General features: G+C 46.3%; 20 protein-coding genes. All 20 read left to right on the top strand.

Features of this window, described 5'->3' with window-relative positions; translation table 11 throughout:
• The first annotated feature begins 67 nt into the window (after positions 1–67).
• The 20 genes from ACFTRD_RS10155 to ACFTRD_RS10250 all read left to right on the top strand — a co-directional run bounded on the left by ACFTRD_RS10155 (position 68) and on the right by ACFTRD_RS10250 (position 26,487).
• The gene (locus ACFTRD_RS10155; RefSeq protein ID WP_379379376.1) at positions 68–1,297 is read left to right on the top strand and encodes a multidrug efflux MFS transporter; all 1,230 of its coding nucleotides are present in this window, start codon (positions 68–70) and stop codon (positions 1,295–1,297) included.
• Positions 1,269–1,862: a hydrolase gene (locus ACFTRD_RS10160; RefSeq protein ID WP_379379378.1), complete on the top strand. Its 594-nt coding sequence runs from the start codon at positions 1,269–1,271 to the stop codon at positions 1,860–1,862. Before ACFTRD_RS10155 ends, ACFTRD_RS10160 begins: the two co-directional genes overlap by 29 nt.
• A gap of 694 nt (positions 1,863–2,556) precedes the next feature.
• Positions 2,557–7,755, top strand: a complete 5,199-nt coding sequence (locus ACFTRD_RS10165) for a S8 family serine peptidase (protein WP_379379380.1) — start codon at positions 2,557–2,559, stop codon at positions 7,753–7,755.
• A gap of 275 nt (positions 7,756–8,030) precedes the next feature.
• The gene (locus ACFTRD_RS10170; protein ID WP_379379382.1) at positions 8,031–9,035 is read left to right on the top strand and encodes a Gfo/Idh/MocA family protein; all 1,005 of its coding nucleotides are present in this window, start codon (positions 8,031–8,033) and stop codon (positions 9,033–9,035) included.
• 19 nt (positions 9,036–9,054) lie between these two features.
• Positions 9,055–9,978 (top strand): AraC family transcriptional regulator, encoded by a 924-nt coding sequence (locus tag ACFTRD_RS10175; RefSeq protein ID WP_228469308.1) that lies wholly within the window; start codon positions 9,055–9,057, stop codon positions 9,976–9,978.
• A gap of 12 nt (positions 9,979–9,990) precedes the next feature.
• The gene (locus ACFTRD_RS10180) at positions 9,991–11,088 is read left to right on the top strand and encodes a Gfo/Idh/MocA family protein (RefSeq protein WP_379379385.1); all 1,098 of its coding nucleotides are present in this window, start codon (positions 9,991–9,993) and stop codon (positions 11,086–11,088) included.
• 140 nt (positions 11,089–11,228) lie between these two features.
• The gene (locus ACFTRD_RS10185) at positions 11,229–11,942 is read left to right on the top strand and encodes a glycosyltransferase family 2 protein (protein ID WP_379379387.1); all 714 of its coding nucleotides are present in this window, start codon (positions 11,229–11,231) and stop codon (positions 11,940–11,942) included.
• 218 nt (positions 11,943–12,160) lie between these two features.
• Positions 12,161–12,910: a FadR/GntR family transcriptional regulator gene (locus ACFTRD_RS10190; RefSeq protein WP_090897374.1), complete on the top strand. Its 750-nt coding sequence runs from the start codon at positions 12,161–12,163 to the stop codon at positions 12,908–12,910.
• Entirely contained in the window at positions 12,910–14,121 is a 1,212-nt protein-coding gene (locus ACFTRD_RS10195) for a M20 metallopeptidase family protein (protein WP_379379389.1), read from the top strand. The genes ACFTRD_RS10190 and ACFTRD_RS10195 overlap by 1 nt, the downstream gene beginning before the upstream one ends.
• Entirely contained in the window at positions 14,118–15,683 is a 1,566-nt protein-coding gene (locus tag ACFTRD_RS10200) for an ABC transporter substrate-binding protein (protein ID WP_379379391.1), read from the top strand. The genes ACFTRD_RS10195 and ACFTRD_RS10200 overlap by 4 nt, the downstream gene beginning before the upstream one ends.
• Before the next feature lie 98 nt (positions 15,684–15,781).
• Positions 15,782–16,699, top strand: a complete 918-nt coding sequence (locus tag ACFTRD_RS10205; protein ID WP_379379393.1) for an ABC transporter permease — start codon at positions 15,782–15,784, stop codon at positions 16,697–16,699.
• Positions 16,700–16,738: 39 nt separating this feature from the next.
• A complete protein-coding gene (locus tag ACFTRD_RS10210) occupies positions 16,739–17,644 on the top strand; it encodes an ABC transporter permease (RefSeq protein ID WP_379381282.1) in 906 nt (301 codons plus the stop codon).
• A 27-nt stretch (positions 17,645–17,671) separates the two neighbouring features.
• Entirely contained in the window at positions 17,672–19,705 is a 2,034-nt protein-coding gene (locus ACFTRD_RS10215; RefSeq protein WP_379379395.1) for a S9 family peptidase, read from the top strand.
• Positions 19,702–20,166 carry a hypothetical protein gene (locus ACFTRD_RS10220; protein WP_379379397.1) on the top strand — a complete coding sequence of 155 codons (465 nt, stop codon included), beginning with the start codon at positions 19,702–19,704 and terminating at the stop codon, positions 20,164–20,166. The genes ACFTRD_RS10215 and ACFTRD_RS10220 overlap by 4 nt, the downstream gene beginning before the upstream one ends.
• 185 nt (positions 20,167–20,351) lie before the next feature.
• Complete coding sequence (locus tag ACFTRD_RS10225; RefSeq protein ID WP_379379399.1) at positions 20,352–20,957, top strand: pentapeptide repeat-containing protein; 606 nt, start codon at positions 20,352–20,354, stop codon at positions 20,955–20,957.
• A 159-nt stretch (positions 20,958–21,116) separates the two neighbouring features.
• A complete protein-coding gene (locus ACFTRD_RS10230; RefSeq protein WP_379379401.1) occupies positions 21,117–21,500 on the top strand; it encodes a hypothetical protein in 384 nt (127 codons plus the stop codon).
• 202 nt (positions 21,501–21,702) lie between these two features.
• Positions 21,703–22,239, top strand: a complete 537-nt coding sequence (locus ACFTRD_RS10235; RefSeq protein WP_379379403.1) for a GNAT family N-acetyltransferase — start codon at positions 21,703–21,705, stop codon at positions 22,237–22,239.
• Between the two features lie 513 nt (positions 22,240–22,752).
• Entirely contained in the window at positions 22,753–24,231 is a 1,479-nt protein-coding gene (locus tag ACFTRD_RS10240) for an Lsa family ABC-F type ribosomal protection protein (RefSeq protein ID WP_379379405.1), read from the top strand.
• 184 nt (positions 24,232–24,415) lie between these two features.
• Complete coding sequence (locus ACFTRD_RS10245) at positions 24,416–24,982, top strand: TetR/AcrR family transcriptional regulator (protein ID WP_379379407.1); 567 nt, start codon at positions 24,416–24,418, stop codon at positions 24,980–24,982.
• Positions 24,983–25,332: 350 nt separating this feature from the next.
• Positions 25,333–26,487 (top strand): glycosyltransferase family 2 protein, encoded by a 1,155-nt coding sequence (locus ACFTRD_RS10250; protein WP_379379409.1) that lies wholly within the window; start codon positions 25,333–25,335, stop codon positions 26,485–26,487.
• The last annotated feature ends 8 nt before the right edge of the window (positions 26,488–26,495 follow it).

Raw genomic sequence — 26,495 nt, forward strand, 5'->3', positions numbered from 1 at the left:
TGGTATATAGCCGTTCTGATCGCTAAGATGAGGATATGATTCTCAAGCGGGAGGAAGGCTTGTTGATATGCAGCTGTGGAAAAGAAATTTGATTGTTTGCTGGTTTGGAATGTTTGTGACCGGAGTAGGCATGAGCCAGATCGCACCGATTTTGCCGCTCTATATCAAGCAGCTTGGTGTGAATGACTCAGCAGCGATTGCCCAATTCTCCGGGATTGCCTTTGGCATCACATTTGTGCTTTCCGCCATTTTCTCCCCCATATGGGGAGCAGCTGCCGACCGCTGGGGACGAAAACCGATGCTCCTTCGAGCCAGTTTGGGGATGGCTGTAGTGGTAGGTTGTATGGGGTTCTCAACCAATGTGTACATGCTCGTTGGACTTCGGATGCTGCAGGGTGTCATTACAGGATATAGCACCGCCTGTACGACGCTGATTGCTACCCAAACCGATTCCAGACATGCGGGTTATGCGTTGGGCACACTTTCAACGGCCAACATTGCAGGTTCCTTGATCGGTCCGACAATTGGCGGTTTCATTGGGGTGAATTGGGGGCTCCAGAATTCGTTTTTTATAACGGGTGGACTGATGCTGATTGCCTTTATTACGACGGCTTTGTTTGTGAAGGAATCATTCACGAGAGAGGACAAAATGGTGATTGGCCTTAGGGAAGTATGGCGAAAAGTGCCCGAGAAAAGTCTGACGATTCACTTGTTTGTTACTTTTTTTGTACTAACTGTAGCTTTATATTCGGTGGAGCCTATCATTACCGTATATATTACGCAGCTTACTGGTAACACTTCGCATGTTGCTCTGCTGGCCGGAATCGTGTTCTCGGCATCAGGATTGGCCAACCTCATTGCTGCACCAAGACTGGGCAGGCTTTCGGACCAAATAGGCGCACAAAAAGTAATATTGGTTGCTCTTCTAGCTGCCGGAATTCTCTTCATAGCACAGGCGTTTGTAACGAGTCCATGGCAGTTGATGGTCCTGCGTTTTTTATTGGGGTTGGCGGCAGCCGGATTGATTCCTTCGGTAAATACGCTGATCAAAAAAATTACTCCGGCTTCCCTGACAGGCAGGGTGTTCGGTTTCAACATGTCAGCAGGATATCTGGGTGTATTCGGCGGTGCGGTTTTAGGAGGACAAGTGGCCGCCTGGATGGGCATACGATATGTGTTTCTCATTACCAGTGTATTGATATGGATCAACGCTGGCTGGGTGTATTTTAAAGTATACAAAAAACTTGAAACGAATGGGAGCGAAGATCATGGAAAGCTTGAAAAAAGCAGAAACTGATCAGCTTAGAGCTGAAAAAACAGCGTTGGTCGTGATTGATTTGCAAAAGGGGATAGTGAATAGCCCGCAACAGGCTCCACATTCAGGTGAGCAAGTGGTGCAGAATGCGGCCAAGCTAGCACAGGCTTTTACGGAAAAGGGAGCATTTGTAGTGCTTGTAAAAGTCTCGTCCGTCGATGGAAAAGACATGTTGAAACCAAGGACGGATATGGAACGGGGAGCGATCGGGTATACCGCAGACTGGGATCAATTCGTGCCTGAAATGACAGCCTATACTCCTTATCATACGATTATCAAGCGTCAATGGGGTGCATTCTTCGGTACTGATCTTGACCTTCAGTTGCGACGTCGGGGAATCGATACTATTGTATTATGTGGCGTTTCTACATCCATCGGAGTGGATACTACTGCCAGAGAAGCTTATCAGCATGGTTATCAACAGATTTTTGCAGAAGATGCAATGACAGCCGCTACCAAGGAAGAGCATGACTACGTTTGTAAAACCATTTTTCCCAGATTGGGCCGGATTCGGTCCAGTGAAGAAGTGGTTACGGCACTGAAATAAGGACAAGCGGGTGTGTAGTTCGATACGATACTTAATCGAAATGTCAGAACCTAAAATAAAGAACGGTGTGAAGTTCACGTCGTTCTTCTTTTTGGTGTCAGGATGGTTCAGACATCATTACCACGGACGGTTTGAATCAGTCAAAAAACCTGGATGTTTCGCATTTGCGAAAAACAGAAGCATAATGGAGAGTCATTAGACTTATGAAAGCATTAAAAAGGCTTATTTTCTATATTTTTCTATAAAAGTACTTGTATATCTCTTTTTTTGACTCTATAATATACCATAAAAATACAATTAGTTTCTAAACTTTATATTATATGTAATTTTGAGAGTGTGTTTGTACATATGTAAAGAAATCTCCTGATCTACCCAGATCCATAATACTCCCATGTAAAGTATGCGTTCTTGCTAACGCTGGTGATTACCCTCCATAATGCATGCGAATTTCCGCTCACAAGATGGATTGATCTGAAATCCACCTCTTCCATATACTCTGAAAATGGCTACCTGCAATCTTTCATATACGACGATGCAACTTACTATCCAATAACCTGTCCTGTAAAGGAGGTGAGGCTCGATGTAGATAAACGCAATCTGTCTGTCCAATTGAGGCCGTTTTATCATTTCGTTTAAAGAAATGGGTACAGTGAATCGCTGTATTACAAAAACCGGGTAAAGGGAGTGGAAAAGTTTGATAAAGATAAACCGTTTACGCAAGCCGCTTTCCATGGGCCTGTCGCTTCTCCTTGCATTATCTATCATTCATCCGGTTTCAGCTGAAAACGCTGCATCGCAGAAGATCGACATGAAATCCAGTTTGGGGAAAATCACCACCTCCAAAATCAACGCCAAGCTGAGCAAGGAATTTGAGAGCAATGATTATGTAACTTATCTGGTGAAAATGAAAGAACAGGTAGATACAGCCTCAGTATCCAAGCAAGCCATGGAAAAGGCAACGATCGAAAAGCAAACGGCTTCTGCAACGAAATTGTCTGTGCGAAGCACGGTTGTCAGTACTCTGCGGGAAACGGCCTCACGATCCCAGTACACCCTGGAAAGTTTTCTTGAAAAGGAACTTGACCTTGGCAAAGTCAAAGAATATAAAAGTTATTTCATCGTTAATGCACTCGCAGTAACAAGTAAGAAGGAAGTCATGGAACAGATTGCACTTCTTCCCGAAGTGGATAAAATACTGCCTAACGAGCAGCGTTATATGCAGAAAACCGAGGTTAGCAGCGAAAATGCAACAGCAGCTCCAGCAACAGAGTCTGCCAAGGCACCAGCCAAAGAGGCAGCAGCGAAGGGAAATGCAGCGGCTGATAATAAGAGCTTGCAGACAGAGAACGTTGAATGGAATATCGATTCTATCAACGCGCCAGCAGTCTGGGATAGAGGAATCGACGGTACAGGAATCGTTGTTGCCAACCTGGACAGCGGGGTCGATTACACCCATCCGGCGCTCCGCAGTAAATGGAGAGGACTTGATGCTTCGGGAAATATCGTTGATCCCGAGCTAAGCTGGTATGATCCCCATAGCAATGCCTCCCTTCCTGCGGATGGAGACGGTCATGGTACACATACGATGGGTACAATGGTAGGTTCCGAAGCCAACGGTACCAACAAGATCGGGGTTGCTCCCGGAGCAAAATGGATTGCCGTCCGGATTTTCAATCCGGAAACCACCGATGCCATCATCCTGGATGGCGGGCAATGGCTGATTGCTCCAGTAGATGCCGAAGGAAACCTGCATCCTGAGCTTGCCCCGGATGTGGTGAACAATTCCTGGGGTGGTGGCCCAGGATTAGACGAGTGGTTCCGTCCAATGGTTCAGGCTTGGCGAGATGCACAGATCTTTCCGGAATTCTCAGCCGGGAATGTGACACTGACGAACCCGGGAGGGCCAGGTTCGGTTGCGAACCCTGCGAACTATCCAGAAAGCTTTGCTACCGGAGCAACGGATATCGACGGGAATCTGGCTTCATTTTCCCTTCTTGGTCCGTCCCCATATGAGGAGATAAAACCTGAAGTTTCGGCCCCAGGTGTTAACATTCGTTCCTCTGTTCCGGGCGGAGCATATGAGGGTGGCTGGAACGGCACGTCCATGGCAGGCCCGCATACAACTGCACTGGCCGCACTCCTGCTTCAAGCCAATCATTCCCTTACGGTTGATCAGTTGGAGCAGATCATTATGGATACAGCGACACCGAGAACAGACAGCCAGTACCCAACATCGCCAAATAACGGATACGGGCACGGCATCATTAATGCATTGGATGCAGTAGGTTCCGTACTCGAGGGCATAGGAACAGTATCTGGCAGGGTTGTCACAGCAGGTGACGATCTGGAAGCACCAGTCCTGGAGCATACGCCTGTAAAATCTGCTTTTACGGGGCTGGATATTCCGCTGACTGCGCGTGTTACCGATAATGTCGGTGTAACTGCAGTCGAAGCTTTTGCCAAAACAACAGGCACAAGCCAATATGTATATCTGCCAATGAATCGGATTGATGGAGATGCCAAAGACGGAACCTACACAGCGACGATTCCGTCATTCTTAATCGAGTCGCAGGGCTTGGAATACTACATCCGAGTCAATGATTACGGTAACAACGGATTCGAGAGTAAAGTTTATAAGGTTGCAGTATCCAATGGAGTCCAGCCTGGATATCTGCAGGATTTTGAGGAAGATAATCTCGGCTTTACCTCCGGGGGCGTTGGTAACACTTGGGCTTGGGGAGCACCAACAAGCGGTCCGGGAAGTGCCTTCTCTGGTGATAAAGTGGTTGCTACCAACTTGACCGGTACTTACGCAGCCAATAGTAATACCTATTTGCTCGCACCGCCAATCGATCTTACCCAGAGTACAGAGGGAGCATTGGTGTCCTTCAAACACTGGTATGATTTGGAGAACAACGTCGATTTTGGCAAAGTGTACATTGCAACGGAGGACAGTGACTATGCATTCGAAGAGGCATTGAGCTTCACGGGTGCTGGTGGAGGATGGAAGACACAGTATGTGGACTTGCGTGATTATGCTGGTCAGCAGGTGTTTATCAAGTTTAATCTGACGAGTGACAATTCCGTTCAAAAGGCTGGCTGGTATATCGATGACTTTTCCGTTCAAGCACCAGATGATATTGCTCCGGGAGCACCAAGCGGATTGTCCGCTTCAGCCGACATACTGGGAAATGTAAACTTGTCCTGGACCGGAACAGACGATGAGGATTTGCAATCCTACAACATCTATCGTTCAACAAGCTCAGGAAGCGGTTATGAAGCCATCGGAAATACTTCGGCAACAACCTTTACGGATACCGCTACGGTGACCGATTCGACTTATTATTATACGGTAGCCGCTCTTGATTATAGCGGCAATGAAAGTGACAAGTCGAATGAGGTATCCGTGACCGTGGAGGTCCCTGAAGATATCTATATCGACCATTTCGATGGCAATAACGACAATGATTGGACTCATTCGGGCACCAAGGACGAGTGGGAGCGCGGCGTACCGGTCGTTGGACCTGCCAGTGCCGTATCTTCGCCGAATGTGTGGGCAACGGACCTGGACAGTACGTATGAGAACGGGTCGAACTATTCTCTGGTATCACCAGTGGTGGATCTGACTCAGGTGGATCAAGCCACACTGACCTTTAATCATTGGTATGAGATTGAAAGTGGATACGATTACGGCTATGTCGAGGCTACGAAAGACGGTGGCAGCACATGGTCGGAGCTCGGTAAGTTCTCACATTCTTCAAACGGGAAACAATGGACACCGGTATTCTACGATTTGACTGCATTGAAGGGAAATGAAGTTCAATTCCGGTTCAGATTGACTTCAGACAACAGTGTCGTCAAGCAAGGCTGGTACATCGATGACTTCCGCATTCTGGGAATCGCCGCTGAGACGGTGACGAAAGATACGGCGGTTGTTCTGAACAGTGATAAGCCTAAGCCGGCATATGATAATCCTTGGTACAAAATTTCAAGCACGGACAAGGCTGAATTCAATAAAACCAAGCAGGAACAGCCCGAAATACAGAAACCTGGAACAGGCTCTGTAACGCCGCAAAGCTTGCCTGCAAGTGCAACGGTCACCGTTCTGGAAACAGGACGTTCCGTGAAGACGGACCCGACGACAGGCAAATACAGCTTTACTCACGTGGCGGGCGATTACACGTTGAAGGCTGAGGCCTATGGATATTACCCTCAGACGAAGACGGTAACCATCACGGATGGTAGTGGAGCGACAGCCAACTTCAATCTGGAGACCATTCCTCAAGGCAAGATTGAAGGTATTGTGAGCGATGAACGGACAGGAAAGCCTATAGCTGGAGCATCCGTTCTTGTATTGGAAGATGCTCAGGTAGGTGCTGTTCGGACAGGGTCAGACGGCAAATTCATCCTGGATGTACTGGAAGGAAACTATACGCTGTCCATTATGGCTGCTGACTATTACAGCAAAACTGTAAATGTAACGGTACCTGGAAATGGAAAAGTCGAAGCGAAGGTGGCGTTAAAACCATTTATCGGGTTTCCCGGAGAAATCGCCTATGACGATGGAACAGCTGAAAATGCAAGAGCATTTGTCGCAGCCAATAATGCTTGGGCTGTACGTATGACACCGGAAATGGAAACTGCACAGCTTACAGGTGCATCCCTTCGATTCTGGAATACGGAGTGGCCTGTACCGGGTGGGACGGCATTCCAATATGCTGTCTATGATGCCTCCGGTTCGGGTGGAGCACCAGGACGATTGCTGGCGGGACCGTTCGACGGTACGGCACTGCGCAATGATCAGTGGACAACCGTTGAGTTTCCAGAACCAGTGGTGGTGAAAGGTGACTTCTACATCGTGTATGTACAGACAGCTGCTGGAACGAGCGCACCGGGACTTGCAACCGATGAAACGGGTGTGAATGCGGAGCGGAGTTGGCAGCGTGTAGGGGGTGTATGGAGTACTGCACCTGCAGAAGAGGGGAACTATATGATTCGTGCAGTGGTGAGATACCCGGTGAATGCACCTGTCCTCACGCAACCGACGAACACTTATACGAATCAATCGACATATGCCGTATCAGGAACTTCTCCAGCTAATGGAGCCCAAATCAAGATCTATAACGGGAAAGAGGTTGCGGGAACAACAACTGTAGAGAATGGAACGTTTAAGCTTAATGTAAAACTCCGTGCAGGCATTAACGCCCTTACTGCCGAGGCGGTAGTTAACGGAAAGACAACGGACCGTTCACTTCCAGTTGTAATCATTTTGGATCAGACCGCACCTGTGTTAACGGTTCTGACTCCTGAGGAAGGAAGTCGAACCAATACGGAAGTAGTGCATGTGACAGGCCATGTAAAGGACCAATTCCTCGACAAGGTGACTGTGAACGGACAAAAAGTGCAATTGGAGAAAGACAGAAGCTTTAATCACCGCCTACTCGTAAATGAAGGCCAGAACACCATTACAATAACGGCGACGGATATTGCCGGCAATAAAACAACCGTGACCCGTGTCGTTCATGTGGAAACAGCTCTGCCGGAGCTTACGAATATTTCTCCAGCGGAGGATGTACGGATTGTGGCAGGAGAGAGCGTGACGGTTTCTTTCGACAGTACGCCTAATCTGCAAGCTGTTTTCCGGATTGAGCTGCCATCCAATCTGAGCACACAGGCTGGGGCAGAGATTCCATTGGTGGAGACGGAACCTGGTCATTATACAGGCACCTACACCACAGCTCCTTCGCTGGTGCTTGATGGTGGAGTAATCGTGATCCGTGCGCAGGATGCAGCAGGAAACAAAGTTGAGGTGGAAGCGTCAGGACGTTTGTTCGTTGCTGCAGCAGAAGCTTCCGATACGAAAGAGCCTTCTGAGGAAAAACCCTTGCCATAAATCTGGAAATTGAAATGAAAAGCCGACAAGCCCAAAGATAGTGGCTTGTCGGCTTTTCGTGTGTAATGGTTCCAACTTGTTTTAATGAAGAGGAAGCTTCCTGTAACACGACGGCGTGAACGGGAAGCTTTTTGTTTGTTATTTTCGATAGGTTGTTCTGAATCATGTCGTAATTTTATATATTTATTGTCGTAAGTTCCTATTAAAATTAGATCAAGTCTGTGTTACTTTATACTTAGATGTCAGAATATCATATAGTATGGAGGTTAAACATAGTGACCATTCGAATAGGCAAAATAAGCTTATGGCACGTCCATGCCTGGGATTATATCAAGCAGGTTCAGGAGCATGAAGATACGGAGATGGCTGCGGTGTGGGATGAAGATGCCGTGCGCGGACAGGAAGCAGCCGAACGTCTGAACGTACCATTCTACGCTTCACTTGAGGATATGCTGGCACAGGACAACATCGATGCCGTCATTGTGGATGCGCCAACTCGCCTTCATGAAGAGGTAATCTCAGCTGCTGCAAAAGCAGGCAAACATATTTTCACAGAGAAAGTTATTGCTTCAACCGTAAAAGAGGTCAATACGATCATTACTGATGTACAGGATAGCGGAGTGAAAATGACAGTTTCTTTGCCTCGTCTGAATGATGGGTATACATTAACGATTCAGGATGTTCTGAGCCAAGGACTACTTGGTAAAGTGACTTATGTTCGTGTACGTCTATCTCATAACGGGGCCATAGGCAACTGGTTGCCTGAGCATTTTTATGATTTGGAAGATTGCCAGGGCGGGGCATTGATTGATCTCGGTTGTCATCCGATGTATCTGACGAATCTTTTCCTGGGTCAAGAAGTGACTGGTGTTAATGCCAATTTTGGATATGTAACTGGCAAAGAGGTTGAAGATAACGCCGTTGCCACGTTATTTACAGATTCCGGAGCAATTGGTGTGGTCGAGGCTGGATTTGTGAACAGTCATTCGCCGTTTACGATCGAGGTTCATGGTACGGAGGGCACACTGTTATACGGAACACCGGAGAATAAGCTGCTGATTCGCACAAATGTCGGTTCAGATCAACAAAAAGAATGGACGGAGATTCCTTTGCTGGACAGAAGAGAAAGCGCATTCAGCCAGTGGGTATCCCATATTCAAAATGATACGATTGCTACCGAGAATTTGCAGACGGCCACTCAGTTAACTCGACTGATGGAGGCGGCCAACCTCTCTGCCAAGGAAGGGCGCAGAATCTCCTTGAAGGACTTGCAGGGGTAGGATATTGGGAGGTGCTGTATTGAGCCGATATCCTTATGAGAAAATGCTGGAACGACAGGATATCCTAGAAAGGCTGGAAATCTCGATCCTGTGGGGACACTACGAGATACGTGTATTGCGATTTCATCTGACTTCTTTTCCGGCAGGCAGAGTCGTTGATTTTCATAACCATGCGGAATTCGAATTCCATTTCATCCCGAGAGGGAAAGGTAAAGTCATTCTGGGAGATGAAATGCATCCGCTTTCGGAAGGCATGCTGTATTTAACAGGTCCAGGTCTTGTTCATTATCAGGAGGCAGATTCCCAGGAGGCCATGGATGAGCTATGTCTTCATGTGGATATCATTGAACATCCCAGAGAGGGTGTAGATCCGTGGGAGGCAGCGGAATCCGAGGAAACGATCGAAAAGCTCAGAACGCTTCCTCTTGCTCCAGTCCATGATTATCATCGTGCCATGAACTGTTTCCTGGAAGCTTATGAGGCTTGTGATCGTAAACTCATTGGATATTACACGTCCATCAAGCAGCAAGTGATCAGTATTCTACTCAAGACCGTCCGAGCCTACGATATCGGGGGAAATCGGGCGGAGGCGCCTGTGCGGGACATGTCGGTGTACAGGTACGATTATGCCATTCAGTATATGGAGGCGAATCATCCCACAGCAGTAACGCTGGAGAATGTAGCGGAGAAGCTGCATATTAGCAGCAGGCAACTGCAACGAATCTTTTATCAGGTTCAGCCGGAAATGCCTTTCAGCCGTGTGCTGGAGGATATTCGCCTGCGTGCGGTGTGCCGCAATTTGGAAGAAAGTAATGTTTCCATCGAACAAATTGCCCTGGCTTCAGGGTTTACCAATGCCAATTATTTGCATGCGGTTTTTCGCAAACGTCTGGGGATGACCCCATCGACTTTCCGTAAAATGAAACAACCAATCCAAAAGTGAGGGTGAATGGATATGAGTAAAAAGTATCGTGTAGGAATTATTGGCTGTGGAGGGATTGCAAACGGCAAGCATCTGCCGAGTCTGAGCAAACTTGATAACGTGGAGCTGGCTGCTTTTTGTGACATCGTTCAGGAACGTGCAGAAGAAGCCAAAGAAAAATATGGCACTTCCGAAGCAAAGGTGTATACGGATTATCAGGAATTGCTCCAGGATGAGTCCCTTGACATTGTTCATGTACTGACACCGAATATCTCACATGCAGAGATTTCTATTGCCGCACTGGAAGCTGGAAAACACGTCATGTGTGAGAAACCGATGGCGAAGACATCCGCCGAAGCTCAAAAAATGCTTGAAGCAGCCGAGCGGACTGGTAAAAAGCTGACCATTGGATACAACAACCGTTTCAGAGAAGACAGCTTGTACTTGAAGCAGCTATGTGAAGCTGGCGAACTGGGTTCGATTTACTTTGCCAAAGCGCATGCGATCAGAAGAAGAGCTGTACCTACATGGGGTGTTTTCCTTGATGAGGAGAAACAAGGCGGCGGACCGTTGATTGATATCGGTACACACGCGCTCGATCTGACTCTGTGGATGATGGATAACTATCAACCGAAGGTTGTTCTCGGCACAACCTATCATGAGCTTTCACAACGGGAAAATGCAGCGAACGCCTGGGGCCCGTGGGACCCAGAAAAATTCTCCGTCGAAGATTCCGCTTTTGGCATGATTGTAATGGAAAATGGTGCAACGATCATGCTGGAATCCAGCTGGGCACTAAATTCACTGGACGTGGATGAAGCGAAATGCAGCTTGAGCGGAAGCGAAGCGGGCGCTGATATGAAGAATGGCCTGCGCATCAATGGCGAGAAATTCAGTCGTCTGTACACCAACGAAATTGAACTGAGTGCAGGCGGGGTAGCTTTCTACGATGGAAAGAGCGAGAGCGCGCCGGATGTAGAGATGAGAAAATGGATTGAAGCCATCGATAAGGATCTGGAACCGGTCGTAACGCCTAAACAGGCTTTGGTGGTTTCGCAAATACTGGAAGCACTATATGAATCCGCTCGTACAGGTAAAGCCGTATATATGAACGAATCCATCCAAGCATAGAATAAAATGAAGAACCCTTTGTCCTGATCTTGAGGACAGAGGGTTTTTTGGTGTTAAATACGTCATCGATTCGTCTATACCATTCTCTGCTTCTGCACGTATGATACAAAAATATATATATGTAGGAAAGAGGGTATGTCATGACCACCCCTAAAAAGGGAAACGGTGTTTCCATCATTGTATGTACGAATCGGCCGCAATTTTTTGACAACATCCTGCAAAATTACAATCGACAGCGCTACAAAGGAAAAGAACTTATCATCATTTTGAATCATGACAGCATGAATCTGCAATTATATCGGAACCGCGTTCGAAAACATGCTAATGTTACCGTTTATCAAGTTCCAGAACGCATATCGTTAGGACAAAGCCTGAATGCTGGTATCACACGAGCCCGATTTTCGTTGATCGCCAAATTTGATGACGATGATTACTACTCCCCTTTTTATTTGAAGGAACAAGTGAAAGAACTCAAGCGGACCCAAAGTGATATCGTGGGCAAACATTCCTGCCTGGTCTACTTGGGCGCTTCAAAGACGCTGTTGGTCAGATCCCCCACTGAACAGAATAAATATGTGGAATTTGTACAAGGCGGTACGCTTCTGTTCAAAAAGGAAATATTAAAAAAGGTCTGGTTCACAGATCGTTCCGTTGGAGAAGATGTAACCTTTCTGAGGCAGTGCAGAAAAAGAGGATTCAAAACCTATGCTACATCACCATATAACTATGTGTATCATCGGAGACAAAATAAAAAAAGTCATACCTGGAGGGCAGATGATCACTTCTATCTGGAAGGCAGCAAACAGTTGGCGATCACGAAAGATTTCAGATCATTTGCAGATAAGGAGATCTAGAGAAGAGAGATTCAATGGAATGAAAAAAGTAACATTGCAGACGAATAACGAAATGAAAAAGATGTATCTGTTTCATGCAGATGCGTCTTTTTTGGCTAGGAAAACAGGCCAGACTGAAAACTATTTGTATATTTCCTAAAAAAACTATTGCATATCTGTTTAGTCGGAATTATATTAATGGTATAAGGTCTAGACCATTAACAGATCGGAGTGTTTACATGTCCAGTACGTTTTCATTTCGTTTTGAGAAAGTATCTACCAAAAAGGTTAGTGAATTTATAAGGGAGCAACTTGAAGAAGCCATCATACTCAAAGAATTAATGAGTGAAGAACAGCTTCCTTCCGAACGGGACCTTGCCGAGATATTTAATGCCAGTCGAATTACGGTTCGCGAGGCGTTATCTGCGCTGGAGGAAAAAGGCCTGATCGAGAAACGCGTGGGGGCCAAAGGTGGTACTTTTGTGTTGCCACTGACAGCGAATTCTCATAAACGCACAAGAGAAGAAATTATGCGGGATTGGGATCAGATGCTGAAAGTGTTTGAATACCGGACCATTATCGAGCCGGAGGGGGCTTTTTTGGCTGCTGAGCGGATCACCGCAGGCGAGCTGGAACTGCTTGAAGCCTATATGGAGCAAAGTATTGAACCTCACTGTACGAGGGAATGGTTCCGGGCCCTGGATGTGAAATTTCATCTGACCATTGCCAAGGCATCTGGTAATCCGTACTGTGAGACGGCTGTTAGACAAATCCGGACAAAAATTAATCCGGCACTGGACTTGATGCCCTATGATGACCGAATTCGCTCCCTCAATCATGGGATACATATGGAGATTCTTGAAGCTCTGAAAGCACATGACAGCATCAAGTCCCGGGAGACGATGAAAAAACACATTGAATTCTCGGCTGATGCAATCTATGCCAGACTCGTTTCAGAATCCGATGAAAAAGAAGGGGATGAGAACTAATGGAACAATCACAACTATATCAACGCGCACAAGCACTTCAGCCCAAACTCATTGCCTGGCGGAGAGATTTCCATCGCCATCCGGAAATTGGCTATGAAGAATTTCGAACTTCAGAGATCGTAGCCAAACACTTGGAAAGTCTGGGTCTTGAAGTAACACGTAAGGTAGGGAAAACAGGAGTCGTAGGAGTGCTGCGGGGAGAAACGGAAGGGCCTACGTTCGCACTTCGGGCAGATATGGATGCATTGCCAATTCAGGACCAAAAGGTGGCTGAGTACAGCTCACAGGTAGAAGGCAAGGCCCATCTGTGCGGGCATGACGCTCATACAACCATTCTAATGGGGGCGGCTGAGCTGCTAACAAGCCTCGGCCGACCGAAATCGGGCAACATCAAGTTTGTGTTCCAGCCTGCCGAGGAAGGATTGGCAGGTGCACGTGCCATGATACAGGATGGAGTACTGGAGAATCCGAAAGTCGACGCGATTGCAGGGTTGCATATGACCCCAGGACAAGATACGGGTACCGTGGGCGTAAGCAAAGGCGTGGCGTTTGCCTCGGCTGACCGTCTGGTAATTCGGATACTTGGCAAGGGCGGGCATGCTGCCCGTCCACATGAAGGTATTGATGCCATTGCTGTGTCTGCTCAAGTCATCACTGCATTACAGAATCTGACTAGTCGCATGGTAGACCCGCTGGAACCTGTCGTGGTAACGATTGGTAAAATCACCGGAGGCTATATGGGAACAGCAATTGCACCGGAGGTCGAGATGATTGGTACAGTCCGGACGCTTTCTCCGACCATTCGTGAACGCATGCCAGCCTTGATCGAACAAGTCGTGAGTGGGGTGTGCAGTTCGTTCGGCGCCGGTCACGAAGTCATCTATGGCGATGGCTACCCGGTTGTGGTTAACGATCTGGCCATGGTGGACCTGCTTACAGAGACCGTCGATAGCCTTGACTGGGCCAAGGGATGGAGTAGTATTTTGCCTTCTACGGGCGGCGAGGATTTCGCGTTTTATTGTGAACAGATTCCGGGTGTTTTCTTCCGATTGGGCTCAGGGAATGAGGAGGATCGAACCCGTTATCCGCTTCACCATCCGATGTTCGATCTCGATGAGACGGTAATGCCTTATGGCGTGGGTATGCTGTCCGCCGTAGCGCTTGAATTTTTGGCAAGAAACACAACTTCGAAGGGGGAGCATGAACAATGAGAAAAAGACAATGGACAAGCATGTTGATCACATTATTGGCTGTAGTATTGGTGCTGAGCGCTTGCGGTGGTAAAACTGCTGGTACGGATAGTAACAAGACATCAAGTGAATCGGGAAGCGGAACATCTGCCAGCACTACGCTTACCATCGCAGCTGCTACAGATATTGAGAGCTTCGACCCCCATAACAACAATAATACGTCCAGTGAAGCGGTACTGGTCAACGTATTTGATTACCTGATCAAAAATGACAGTGAACAGAAGAAAGTTCCAGGACTCGCGACTTCATGGGAACAGGTGAATGACACAACTTGGCGCTTCAAGCTGCGTGAAGGGGTGACTTTCCATAATGGGGATCCATTCACCTCGGCGGATGTGAAATATACGCTTGAGCGTGTAGCCAAAGACAGCACTCTGAAACAAAACAGCTACTTCAAAAACATCGTTGAAGTCAAAGCGGTCGATGAATATACGGTAGATATTATTACAGACGGACCAGATCCGTTGCTGCTTAATCGTCTGTCCAAAATGGGAGCAGGCATCTTGCCGGCAAAATATATTGAGGACAAAGGTTTTGATCAATTCCTGAAACAACCTGTTGGCACGGGTCCATATCAATTTAGCAAATGGACAAAGGATGATCGTGTTGAACTTGTGAAAAATGAAAATTACTTCGACGGTGAACCGAAATGGAATGAAGTTGTATTCCGTGTTATACCGGAAGCTTCCACACGAGTATCTGAACTTCTGGCTGGTGGAGTTGATATCGCTGCATCCATACCATCCACAGACATTGCTCGTATTGAAGGCGAGGCGGACAAGAAGATCGTCAAAGCGCCGATCCAACGTGTACTTCAGTTGATTTTCCGTCAAACAGAAGGCAGCGTCACAGCTGATCCGAAAGTTCGTGAAGCTATTGATCTGGCGATTGACAAGCAGGGCATTGTAGACAGCATTGCCGGAGGTGCAGGTATCGTTACCCGTACATCCGTGACACCTGGCAACTTTGGGGCAGATCCTTCATTGTACAAAACATCGCTATATGATCAAGAGAAGGCGAAGCAGCTGTTGCAGGAAGCAGGGTATGCGGAAGGTGAAGCGGAGATGACCATCTCGGTATCCTCCCAGTACAAAGAGCCTGCCGAAGTCGTGGCAGCGATGCTGGAGCAGGTGGGCTTCAAAATTAATCTGGACGTGCTTGAGCCAAGTGCTTTCAGTGAGCGTTATAGTTCCAAATCATTCAAGGAAATTTTCATGATCGGAATTGGTAACTCCCTCTTTGATGCTTCCAATAACTACAATCGTTACATGGCGGAAGAGGCCAAAGGAGAGTCGGATTATAACAATCCGGAAGTGGAGAAATTGCTCCAGTCTGCGCTGGTTAACATGGACCCGGCTTCCAGGGAGAAAGAATACCAGCAAGTTCAGCACATTCTTGCTGAAGATCGCCCAGCTGTGTATTTGTACCAGATGGAAGGGGTTTATGGAACAGATAGCCGTGTGAACTTCCAGCCGCGTAGTGACGAGATGTTCTATGCTGACGAGATCACACCTGCACAGTAACATCAGACAGAACAACCTGTTATGACAAAGATAAGCCTTGAACGGCAGGGACTGTACCACGTTCCTGTCGTTCTTTTTTAAAAGGAGGTGGACAGAGAATGGGCAAATATGTACTCAAGTCATTACTGCAGGTTATTCCGGTTCTGTTCATTGTTTCATTAATCGTATTCATATTGGTCCGCGTCACGGGAGATCCGGTTGCCCTGATGCTGCCGGAAACAGCTACCGCTGAAGACCGGGCTGTGTTGACGCAGGCCCTTGGACTGGACCAGCCGTTATACACGCAGTATATCAAGTTCCTGGGCAGTGCCTTGCAGGGGGATTTTGGCCAATCCTTCCGTTATGGAGAGCCGGCCTTACAGCTTGTACTGGAACGATTGCCGGCCAGTTTTGAACTCGCTGTTGCCGCGATGTTTTTTGCCATTCTCATGGCTATACCGTTGGGTGTTGCCTCAGCTGTTAAACGTAACACGTTTACCGATCTGATCATCTCCGGGATATCGGTCATTGGAAAAGCCATGCCGAACTTCTGGATGGGCATCATGCTGATTTTATTATTTTCGGTTATGTTGGGTGTTCTGCCCGTCTCCGGCCGAGGTGGAATATCACACTTGGTATTGCCTGCCTTTACGCTGGGGGTCGGACTGGCTGCTCAGATGACTCGTCTTATTCGCTCCAGCATGCTGGAAATTCTGAGTCAGGATTACATCCGTACGGCACGGAGCAAGGGACTCGGCCGGATGGTCGTGATTGGCAGACATGCGTTTCGCAATGGCTTGATTCCAGTCGTGACGATTATGAGTTTGCAATTTACAAGCTTGATCGGTGGAACATTGATTACCGAGACCGTATTCTCCTGGCCCGGGCTGGGTCAACTGCTGGTTGTTGCCGTCAACACGCATGATATGGCGATTGTACAGGCCGCTGTTTTTGTCATTGCGTTTATCGTGGTTGTAACCAATATATTGACGGATGTGGCCTACAGGCTGCTTGATCCACGGATTAAATACGATTAGAAGGAGGTGCAATCGATGACAGGCAGCAATGAAATGCCAATGCTGGGTGCAGGACAGGAACATGAGAATTTACGTACACCAACAGGACTTCGCTATATCTGGAATCAACTGATTATCAGCAAAACCGGAATATTTGGCGCTGTGCTCGTTTTGTTGGTTGTATTAATCGCTATATGTGCACCTCTGTTAACGAGTCATGATCCGGGTGCAGTTAATCCTCTCAATCGTCTTAAACCGCCTGCTTGGCTTGAGGGGGGAACGGCTGAATATTGGCTGGGTACGGATAATCTGGGCAGGGATATGTGGAGCCGAATCGTATATGGTGCGCGGGTATCATTAATCGTGGGCATGGGTGCGGTCATCGTGTCCGGAATCATTGGTGCCATCCTTGGTCTCTTGTCCGGATTTTACGGAAAATGGCTGGATGCAGTTATTATGCGTGTGGGTGATGCATTTATGGCCATCCCTACCATTCTGTTTATGCTCGTTGTAATGGCCATTGTGGGTCCAGGAATTACAACGCTGATTTTGGTTATCGGTGTGACCAACTGGGTTCCTTTCACCCGTGTGGTTCGCAGTGAGGTGCTGAGTATCAAGGAGAGGGACTTTGTTCATGCTGCCAGATCCATCGGTGCCAAGAACGGGAGATTGATTCTGAAGCACATTCTGCCGAATATTTTATCTTCCTTTATCGTGATCTGCGGGATGAATGTCGGGACCACCATCATTATGGAAGCTTCCCTTAGTTTCCTGGGTCTGGGCATCAAGCCGCCTGACATTTCCTGGGGAGGCATGCTCAGTGATGGCAGGCAGTATGTGGCTACAAGCTGGTGGGTGGCAACGTTCCCTGGATTGGCAATAACCCTGACGGTTCTTGGCGTTATTTTCCTGGGAGATTGGCTGCGCGATGTGCTTGATCCACGTACGGATACGAACAAAAAATAAGAGAAACGACAGAAAGGAGCCATGGATATGAACCAAAGACCGATCTTACCAGAGGACTTATATCATTATCGCTGGGTAAGTCAGCCTGTGATCAATGTGGATGGTCAGGTGGCGTACGTTGAACAGACCATTGATCAGCAGAAAAATGAGTATCACACGCAAATTCGGGGCGTTTCTCTGGACGGTAGTGGGGACAAGCCCCTTACAGATGGATTAAAGGATTCTTCTCCTGCCTGGTCACCGGATGGTACTCAGCTCGCTTTTTTACGGTTGGAAAGTGGGGGTAAGGGGTTATGGACTATGGCGATAGACGGTACAACGGCTGTAAATCGCATCTCACCTGAGCGTAAGCTAGCGCAATTTGTCTGGTCTCCAGATGGAAAATATATTGCATTCACCAGCAAAGTTGTACGAGGGAATGAAGAAACAAAGGCTGACGAGGCATCTAAGACAGACGAATCACCTAAGGTAAGCCCCTTGAGGGGCAAGGTGTTTGAACGCACTACACCCAAAGCGGAAGGCTCTGGTTGGTGGGATGGTCTTTATAGCCATTTGTTTGTATATGAGATCGGAAATGGAACCATTACACAGGTTACGTCCGGACATTGGAATGTTACTGCTCCAGTCTGGTCACCGGACAGTCAGTCCATATCTTTTATTTCAAAGCAAGTGCAAGATGAGGAACTGGACGCTGATCTGTTGTATTTTGCGGATGTACATACCGTTCAGTTGCAAAGCGGCAAGATATGCAAAGTAACAGATTCCACCCTGCTGGTGAGCCAATTCGCGTATTCACCCGACGGACAGCACCTGATCCTGATCGCCAGTGATCGTGAGTATGGCAGTGGGAGTCATAACAGATTATATGAAGTGCCGCTTAGTGGAGGTATTCCAAAGCAGCTTGCACCCGAGATCGATATGCAGTTAGGAAACGCAGCTCTTGGAGACATGAAAGCGGCAAGCCCATCTCCGTCGCCTCTGATGGATCACCGTCTTGCGAAACGTACGGCGTACGTATTGGGGACTCATGGCGGAAGTGTGGATGTGTATCGAATCACCGAGAATGGTCATTGCCAATCAGTGACGGGAAACGGCGAGAAGGATGTGTATCAATATACCCTGTCATCTGATGGTAAGACACTGGTCATTGGCGCATTGACTGAGGATCGTCCCGGGGAACTGTACCGTGTGGATATCGACAGTGGGAATATGATCAGACTGACACAGCGAAACGATGAATTCATCGCAGAACTGCAAGTAAATGTACCTGAACGTGTTGAGTTTACATCATCGGACGGATGGCCGATTCAGGGCTGGTTACTGAAGCCGGTTATGAATGAACCGAACCTGAAAGTACCGATGATTTTACAGATTCATGGTGGGCCTCATGCGATGTATACAGGCACTTTCAGCCACGAAATGCAGACACTTGCTGCACAGGGGTATGCTGTTCTATGGGTAAACCCCCGTGGAAGTATGGGATACGGGCAGGAATTTGCCAGAGCTTGCCGGGGTGATTTTGCCGGGGGAGACTTCAGGGACTTGCTGGAGGCGGTGGATCATGTACTGGCTACAACCGATTTCCTGGATGAAACACGTCTTGGCATAGGCGGTGGCAGTTATGGGGGTGTCATGACCAACTGGATCGTGGCTCATACCAACCGATTTAAAGCGGCGGTAACCCAGCGGTGCATATCTAATTGGTTATCCATGTATGGAACCAGCGATATTGGAATCTCCTATGTGGAGGGAGTTATTGGTGGCAATCCGGCTGAACATGCTGACTTATTGTGGTCCCGTTCACCCCTTGCTCACGCGCACAAGATTGAAACGCCATTACTGATCATGCATGGAGAGCAAGACTATCGTACACCGATCGGACAGGCGGAGGAGTTATATACCACATTGAAACGATATGGAAAAACGACCAAACTGATTCGATATCCTGGCTCTAATCACTCTCTGCTCAAAAGCGGGAAACCTTCGCTGCGCGTAGATAGCTTTGAACAGGTAAATGCCTGGTTTAATCAATACCTCAGAGATGGAGAGAGCGGAGCATGAGTCAAGTTCAACTTTCCATTCCTGTAGCCCTGTTAGTGGAAAATGTACTGACAAGCGGAGAACCGAGTGACGTGATTATTGATTGTTTGCAGAGAAAAGACTTCTCCCTATTGTTATCCAAGATCAAGGAACCCATGATGGATCTGGCGGAGAGACTGGATACAGCAGTTGAAGTGGGAGACAACTGGGAAGAGGCAATACGCAGCGGAGTCTATGAGTTTAAGTTTTTGCATCTGAATGCCTTGAAAAGACTGCTCTATTTCCGCTTTGGCCTCAGGGCAGATGAGGATTATATTCAGGAAGATCTGTCACTGAAACAGGTTCACTTGACCTTGCAAGAGATTAACTTGCTGCAATCGTTGGTTGGCAGACAGTGGATTGTGCAAGAAGAAAAGCAAGATAAAGACCTCTACAAAAACGAATCGTCACGGATCTCTGTTCACATCCGATTGAAGTACTAGCAAAAATTGGAGAGCCAAAAGCCGCGAATATCGCGGTTTTTTTTAATTGTAACTTCTACGTTTTTTTGAAAATAAGATTCTTGACTTTTGCAGGCGTTTAAGCAGGTACTTGACAGCCGTATGGTATATTATAAAAAGTTCTTTAACTGGTGAACACATGATAATTATCAAATGGGGTGTACGTAGTGTATCAATATAAGGATCAGGAATATGAGGCTGTACATTTTGAAGGACGTGATTTGCGTTATGGAGAACTGATCAGCTGTGTTTTCAAACAATGTACCTTTATGAACGCTTCCATGGAAGAAATCGAGACAAGCAACTGCCGTTTTATCGAATGTGACTTTAAAGGTGCGTCCATGAATGGCTCTATTCATAGAGAATCGGCTTTTGAAAATTGTTTATTTGGTGGTGCTAATCTCTTCGCTTCCAAATTCAGTTCCTGCAAGATGACTGGGTCGGACTTCTCCGGTGCGCAAATGGATGGTATTACATTAAGTCAAGGCGATTGGTCTTATACGAATCTGAGGCATACCCGATTGGGCAAACAGGATTTACGAGGAATTCGTTTCTTTGAAGCCGATTTTACGGATACGGATTTTACCAAAGCGGATTTGAGAGACTGTGATCTCACAAGAGCTATTTTAAGCAGAGCCAAGCTGCAAGGGGCTGATCTTAGAGGGGCTAACCTGGAAGGAATCGATCTGAAATCATTGGATATCAAAGGCGTACGTTTGGATCGCGAACAGTCGGTTCTGTTTGTACGTTCTTATGGTGCGAAAGTGGAGTAAGGTGCATTTGCGTAAAACGCCAAAAACTTCATAAACACCAAGAAACCGCCTCTACGGCGGTTTTTTGGTGTTTATGCGTTCCAGTTCAAGCAAATTTGCAGGAATAAGAGATATAAACAAGAAGTAGTAAACATACGTTTCTAATAAAAGGAGGCCATTATGACGACCACATTAATTACTATTGTTGCTATTATTGGCTTTGGGCTTATTACAGGCACGATCACTACGATTATGGCATTTAAACTGCTGCGTAACAATCAACAGAAACAGCACCTTCGAAAAAGTATTTTGATGGAGGGAATTCCCGCGGAGGCAGTTATTCATGATATTGTGCAGACTTCATCCAGTATGGATGGAAGGCCGGGAGTGCGTCTGGATTTGACTGTAACTCAAACGGATGGACGTACCTTTCCATCGATTGTGGAGACATATATCCCGGTCACACATATACCCCACTTTCAGAAAGGAAACATCATTAAAGTCAGATACATAGCAGACGGAAATGAACGAAAAGTTGAGGTAGAGGGTGCCTATGTTCCTTAGGCTGGTTATCGGAAATCACATGACTAAATCCTCGCTTAAACCATAGGGTGTGCAAGTCTGTGGAACAGTGTTGCAGTGGATCTGCTTAGTTATTTCGTGAAAAGCAATCCCGATGAATTACATCATCGAGATATACGTAGAAGTATAGTCAGGCTGCTGACCAGTAACCAAAAAGTTGACCAATCAAAAAGGAGGCGTTTTATTGGAATTTATTACAGTTTACGATATGGATCTGAACGAAGATTGGTCCATGGCGCTTCAAGAATTGCTTGTTGCCAGTTTTCCAGAGGTATATCCCGAAGACAGATTGTTTTTCAAACAAATCCCATTGTGCAGAATATTGGCGTTCAGCCCGGATCATCAATTGATTGGGCATGTAGGATTAGACTACAGAGTGATGAATTTAAATGGAAAAGCAGTACGAGTAATGGGCATCATCGATTTATGTGTCTCTACTGCACATCGCTCACAAGGACTCGGTTCCCTGCTGCTTTCTGAAGCGGAAAAACGATCTCAGAAGAATAGTGATTTTGTACTTTTATTTGCGGATCATGAGGAATTGTATAGCAAACATGGATACAAAGCGGTAAGCAATACATGTAAATGGCTAAAAATTGACCATGAAACTTTAACAACCATCGGAATTGGATGCCAAAAGGTTGAGGGATTAATGATTAAAGAAGTTGGAACCTTGTCATGGAGTGAGGGAGAACTCGATTTCCTGGGCTATTTATACTGACTTCGGAGAATTTCATGAGCTAATAAGGGGAAATTATGAAGAGTCACTATTCGATTTTCTCATCTTGACCCCTGGTTGTATTCCATGTTAAGTTTTTTGTATCAAATTGTTGAGTTTTAAAAGGGGGATAGCGCGATGACTGAATTAGATGTTGTAGATGTTTATGTGGACCTGTCAACGAACATGAAGACTGACATGGTTCACAACATAACTAATCAGAATCCGGCACTTTATCCTCCTATGCATAGATTCACTTGGCGCCCGAATGGTATATCGCTAAGTTTCTTTATCGTATAGTCAGGTTGATGTAACGCAAAAAGTACCGGTGAACTGGGGCTTATTTGCGTTTTTTCATCTGAGGATATTCTAATAAATCAGACATGGAGAAGTGTGTCATTCATTCAGGAGCGGATTAAAATTCTGATTATGTTCAAATATAAAGTGAGGGACCATGTCGTGGTTAAATACCCCGCCCGACTAACTTTTATATTTCACATAAAAAGGATGATCCTTATGTCTTTAATCAATGTTACAAACCTGACTTTTGCCTATGATGGCAGTTACGATAACATATTTGAAAATGTGAGTTTTCAGTTGGACTCCGATTGGAAATTGGGTTTTACCGGAAGGAACGGCAGAGGCAAAACGACATTCCTCAATCTGTTGCTCGGTAAATATGAATACAGTGGAAATATCTCTGCGAATGTTAGCTTTGAATACTTTCCCTTTCAGGTGGAGAATAAAGAAGCTATGACTCTCGACGTTATTGAAGAGATTTATCCTGAATATCTGCACTGGCAGCTGGTCCGGGAGCTTAACCTGTTAAAGGTTTCGGAAGACGTTCTGTATCGACCTTTCGATTCTTTATCCAATGGAGAACAAACGAAGGTCATGCTGGCTGCCTTGTTCCTGAAGGATAATCGATTTCTGCTCATTGATGAGCCTACCAATCATCTCGACATTCATGCGAGAAAACTCGTCAGTAATTATCTGCGCAGCAAAAGTGGATTTATTTTGGTATCTCATGATCGATCCTTTTTGGATAACAGCGTAAACCACATCCTGTCCATCAATAAAAATAACATCGAGATTCAGAAAGGGAATTTCTCCGCTTGGTGGGAAAACAAACAAAGGCAAGATCAGTTTGAGCTTGCCAGTAATGAGAAATTAATAAAGGACATCAAGCGTCTATCTGACTCGGCCAAACGGACGGGGGGATGGTCGCATGAAGTCGAAAAAACGAAAAATGGCACGAGAAATTCCGGTTCAAAGGTGGATAAAGGCTATATTGGACACAAGGCTGCAAAAATGATGAAACGTTCCAAAAATATAGAGCAGAGACAGCAATCCGCCATCCAAGAAAAGTCCAAATTGCTCAAAAATATTGAAAATGCAGAACGCTTGCAGATTCATCAACTGGATTTTCACAAAAAGGAACTTGTCGAATTGGAACATGTATCGATTGCATACGGCTCCAATACGGTGTGTGAGGATATCAGTTTCACAGTTGAAAAAGGGGATCGTATCGCGCTTTACGGTAAAAACGGATCTGGAAAATCAAGCATCCTTAAATTGATTTGTGGTGAAAATATCCCACATACAGGTCATTTTCGAAAGGATCCTCAGCTTAAAATCTCGTATGTCTCACAGGACACGTCTCATCTCGGAGGCCAGTTATCGGATTATGCTGTTACGCAGGGAATCGATGAAAGCTTGTTTAAATCGATCCTAAGAAAACTGGATTTTTCCAGGCTGCAATTGGAGAAAGATATCTCGACGTTTAGCGCTGGCCAAAAAAAGAAAGTGCTGATTGCCAAAAGCCTGAGTGAGCAAGCTCATTTGCACATTTGGGATGAACCACTCAACTTTGTAGATGTCATTTCTCGCATGCAGATCGAAGAGTTGCTGCTGGAGTATTCTCCAACCCTTCTTTTTGTAGAACATGACAGTGAATTTTGCACAAATATCGCAACGAGGATTATCGAGCTATAAGCAAGGAGAAATGTAATAAATGTGAAGAGCCGCCGAAAGGCGGCTTTTGAGTTTTACAGGGACGATTGTGCATCAGGCATTGGTATTGTGGGGAGTTGTGCTATAATTTTTATAAGCATATCCCATCATATGATGGATGAATGAATCAATTTATAGAATATACTCCTTAAGAGGTGTGCACACATTGAAAAAAGAAATGACATCGATGAAGCAAACAAGACTTCACTCCATTTTGGACGAAGCGACCAAATTGCTGATTGAAAAGCCGAATGCTTCCATGAATGACATTGCTGATTCAGCAAGAATCGGGATCGCGACACTGCACCGATACGTGGAGAGTCGTGAACAATTAATGGTTCATCTGGGCTTGCGTGCGATTGAGGTCGTAAGTGAGGCCATGCAAAATATTCATCTGGATGAAGAAAACTGTGAATCGTATATTCCCGAGCTGATTGAAGTGCTTATTCCGTTAGGAGATAAAATCTATTTCCTTACCCATGATGCAACCGTTCTTTACAATCCTGAGATTGAGGGAGCAGATTTGAAACTGAGAGAGCCCATACTGCAGGCCGTCGGTTTGTTGCAGCAAAAGGGATATTTCCGTCAAAATGTGGACAAGAATTGGGTTGTAGATGTATTGTATTCGATTTTGTTCCTGACCTGGCAGCAGGTTATAAGTGGTCATATCGCTCGTAAATCGGCAGCCTCATTGGTTGTGGATACATTCTATCATGGCTTCAGAGCCAAATAAGAAGCCGCTAATGTTATGAAAATATGTAATATTGCATTGGAAGCACGTCTGGCAGTCGACCGTGTCAATTGATACGGAAATGACTCTGGGCGTGTTTTTTTGTGTGGGAAGATAATGTAATTGCTCGAAAGGGATTATGTTTTCTTCCGGGAACATATTCAAATTTTAACAGAGTTCAGAATTTAAGATTTCAAACTTACAAAAAATGATATAAATTTCTAATAGATTCAAATCATTACCAAATTAAGACAGTGAATTCTCGACAAGGAGGTCGATAATCTAAAACTGATGCAGTACCGCTTTAACCGCTTATGTACGCATATTCCATCATATCCAACAGGAGGGATTCCATGCTTTACACCATTATTGTGCCAGTCAACCAGGACTATAACATTTTGAACCTGTTCACTGATTCGCTGCTCCGGACGGTAAGTCCATCCACTCAGATTATTTTTATCAACGACGGTTCCGGCTCAGCAGTCTTTCAACATCTGGATAGATTGAAGCAAGAAGTAAGAGAAGGTGTGACCATCGAGATTCTTCAGCATGATTTTCCACTCGGTTGCGCCGTGTCGATCAATAGCGCACTAAGTCTTGCCAAAGGGGAATACATTTTCTTCCTGGATTCCGACACGATTCTCCAGCCGGACTGGCAACCGATGATGAAAGAGACACTGGACAGCGATATTACGATTGGCATGATCGGAGGGGTTCTGTTGTATCCGCAGACAGGAGGCGTGCAGCATTGCGGCATTGCTTTTGCGGACACCATCGGCCGGCACCTGTTCCTGAACGCATCGCCTGAAGATATCCCGAAGGACACCTTCTCCGTTCAACTGGTGGTATTCGCGATGTTCGGCATGAAACGGGAAGTCTACGAGACCATTGGCAATCTTGATGAGAAGTTCTTTAACGGATATGAGGATTTTGATTATCAGATGCGGGCACGAGCGGCCGGATACGATACGGTCATTAATCCCAATATTCGAGCGTATCACTGGGAGCGGAGCAGTGGCATACACCGGAATTTCAACCGAAAAAACAATCTGGCACGTTTCTGGAAAAAGTGGGGCGGGGAAATCGAGGCTGATGTTTGGCCATTTGTTTTCAGTCATCTGAAGGAGCAGCTGGACCGCCAAAGTGAATACGAACATCTGCCGATCATCGGGATTGACCTTGCGGAAGTTCGCAGTGACGCCGATACGTTCTGGACCAAACTGGAGGAAGCGGGCATTGCACCTGTTGCTGAGGTGCGTGACTATTCCAACCGTTTTAACTCTAATGGAGCCATCTGGTTGCCGCAGGTCTTGGGCAAGGAACTGATTCATAGCGAGAACCGTTTATTATTTCTAGTGGACAACTTCGCCCGTTTGCTGGAGAACCGCTACTGGATCGAAATGAGACATGCCCATCGGGCCAAAGATTTGATTATTGATCTGTATGGCAATGTCATTACCATGGATCGCATATATGATGGCTGCTGGCCTGGCACCAAAGTTCGATAACTCATAAA

Origin of the sequence: Paenibacillus sp. NPDC056933 (assembly GCF_042674385.1) — a bacterium.
In the GTDB taxonomy this organism is placed as follows: Bacteria; Bacillota; Bacilli; order Paenibacillales; family Paenibacillaceae; genus Paenibacillus.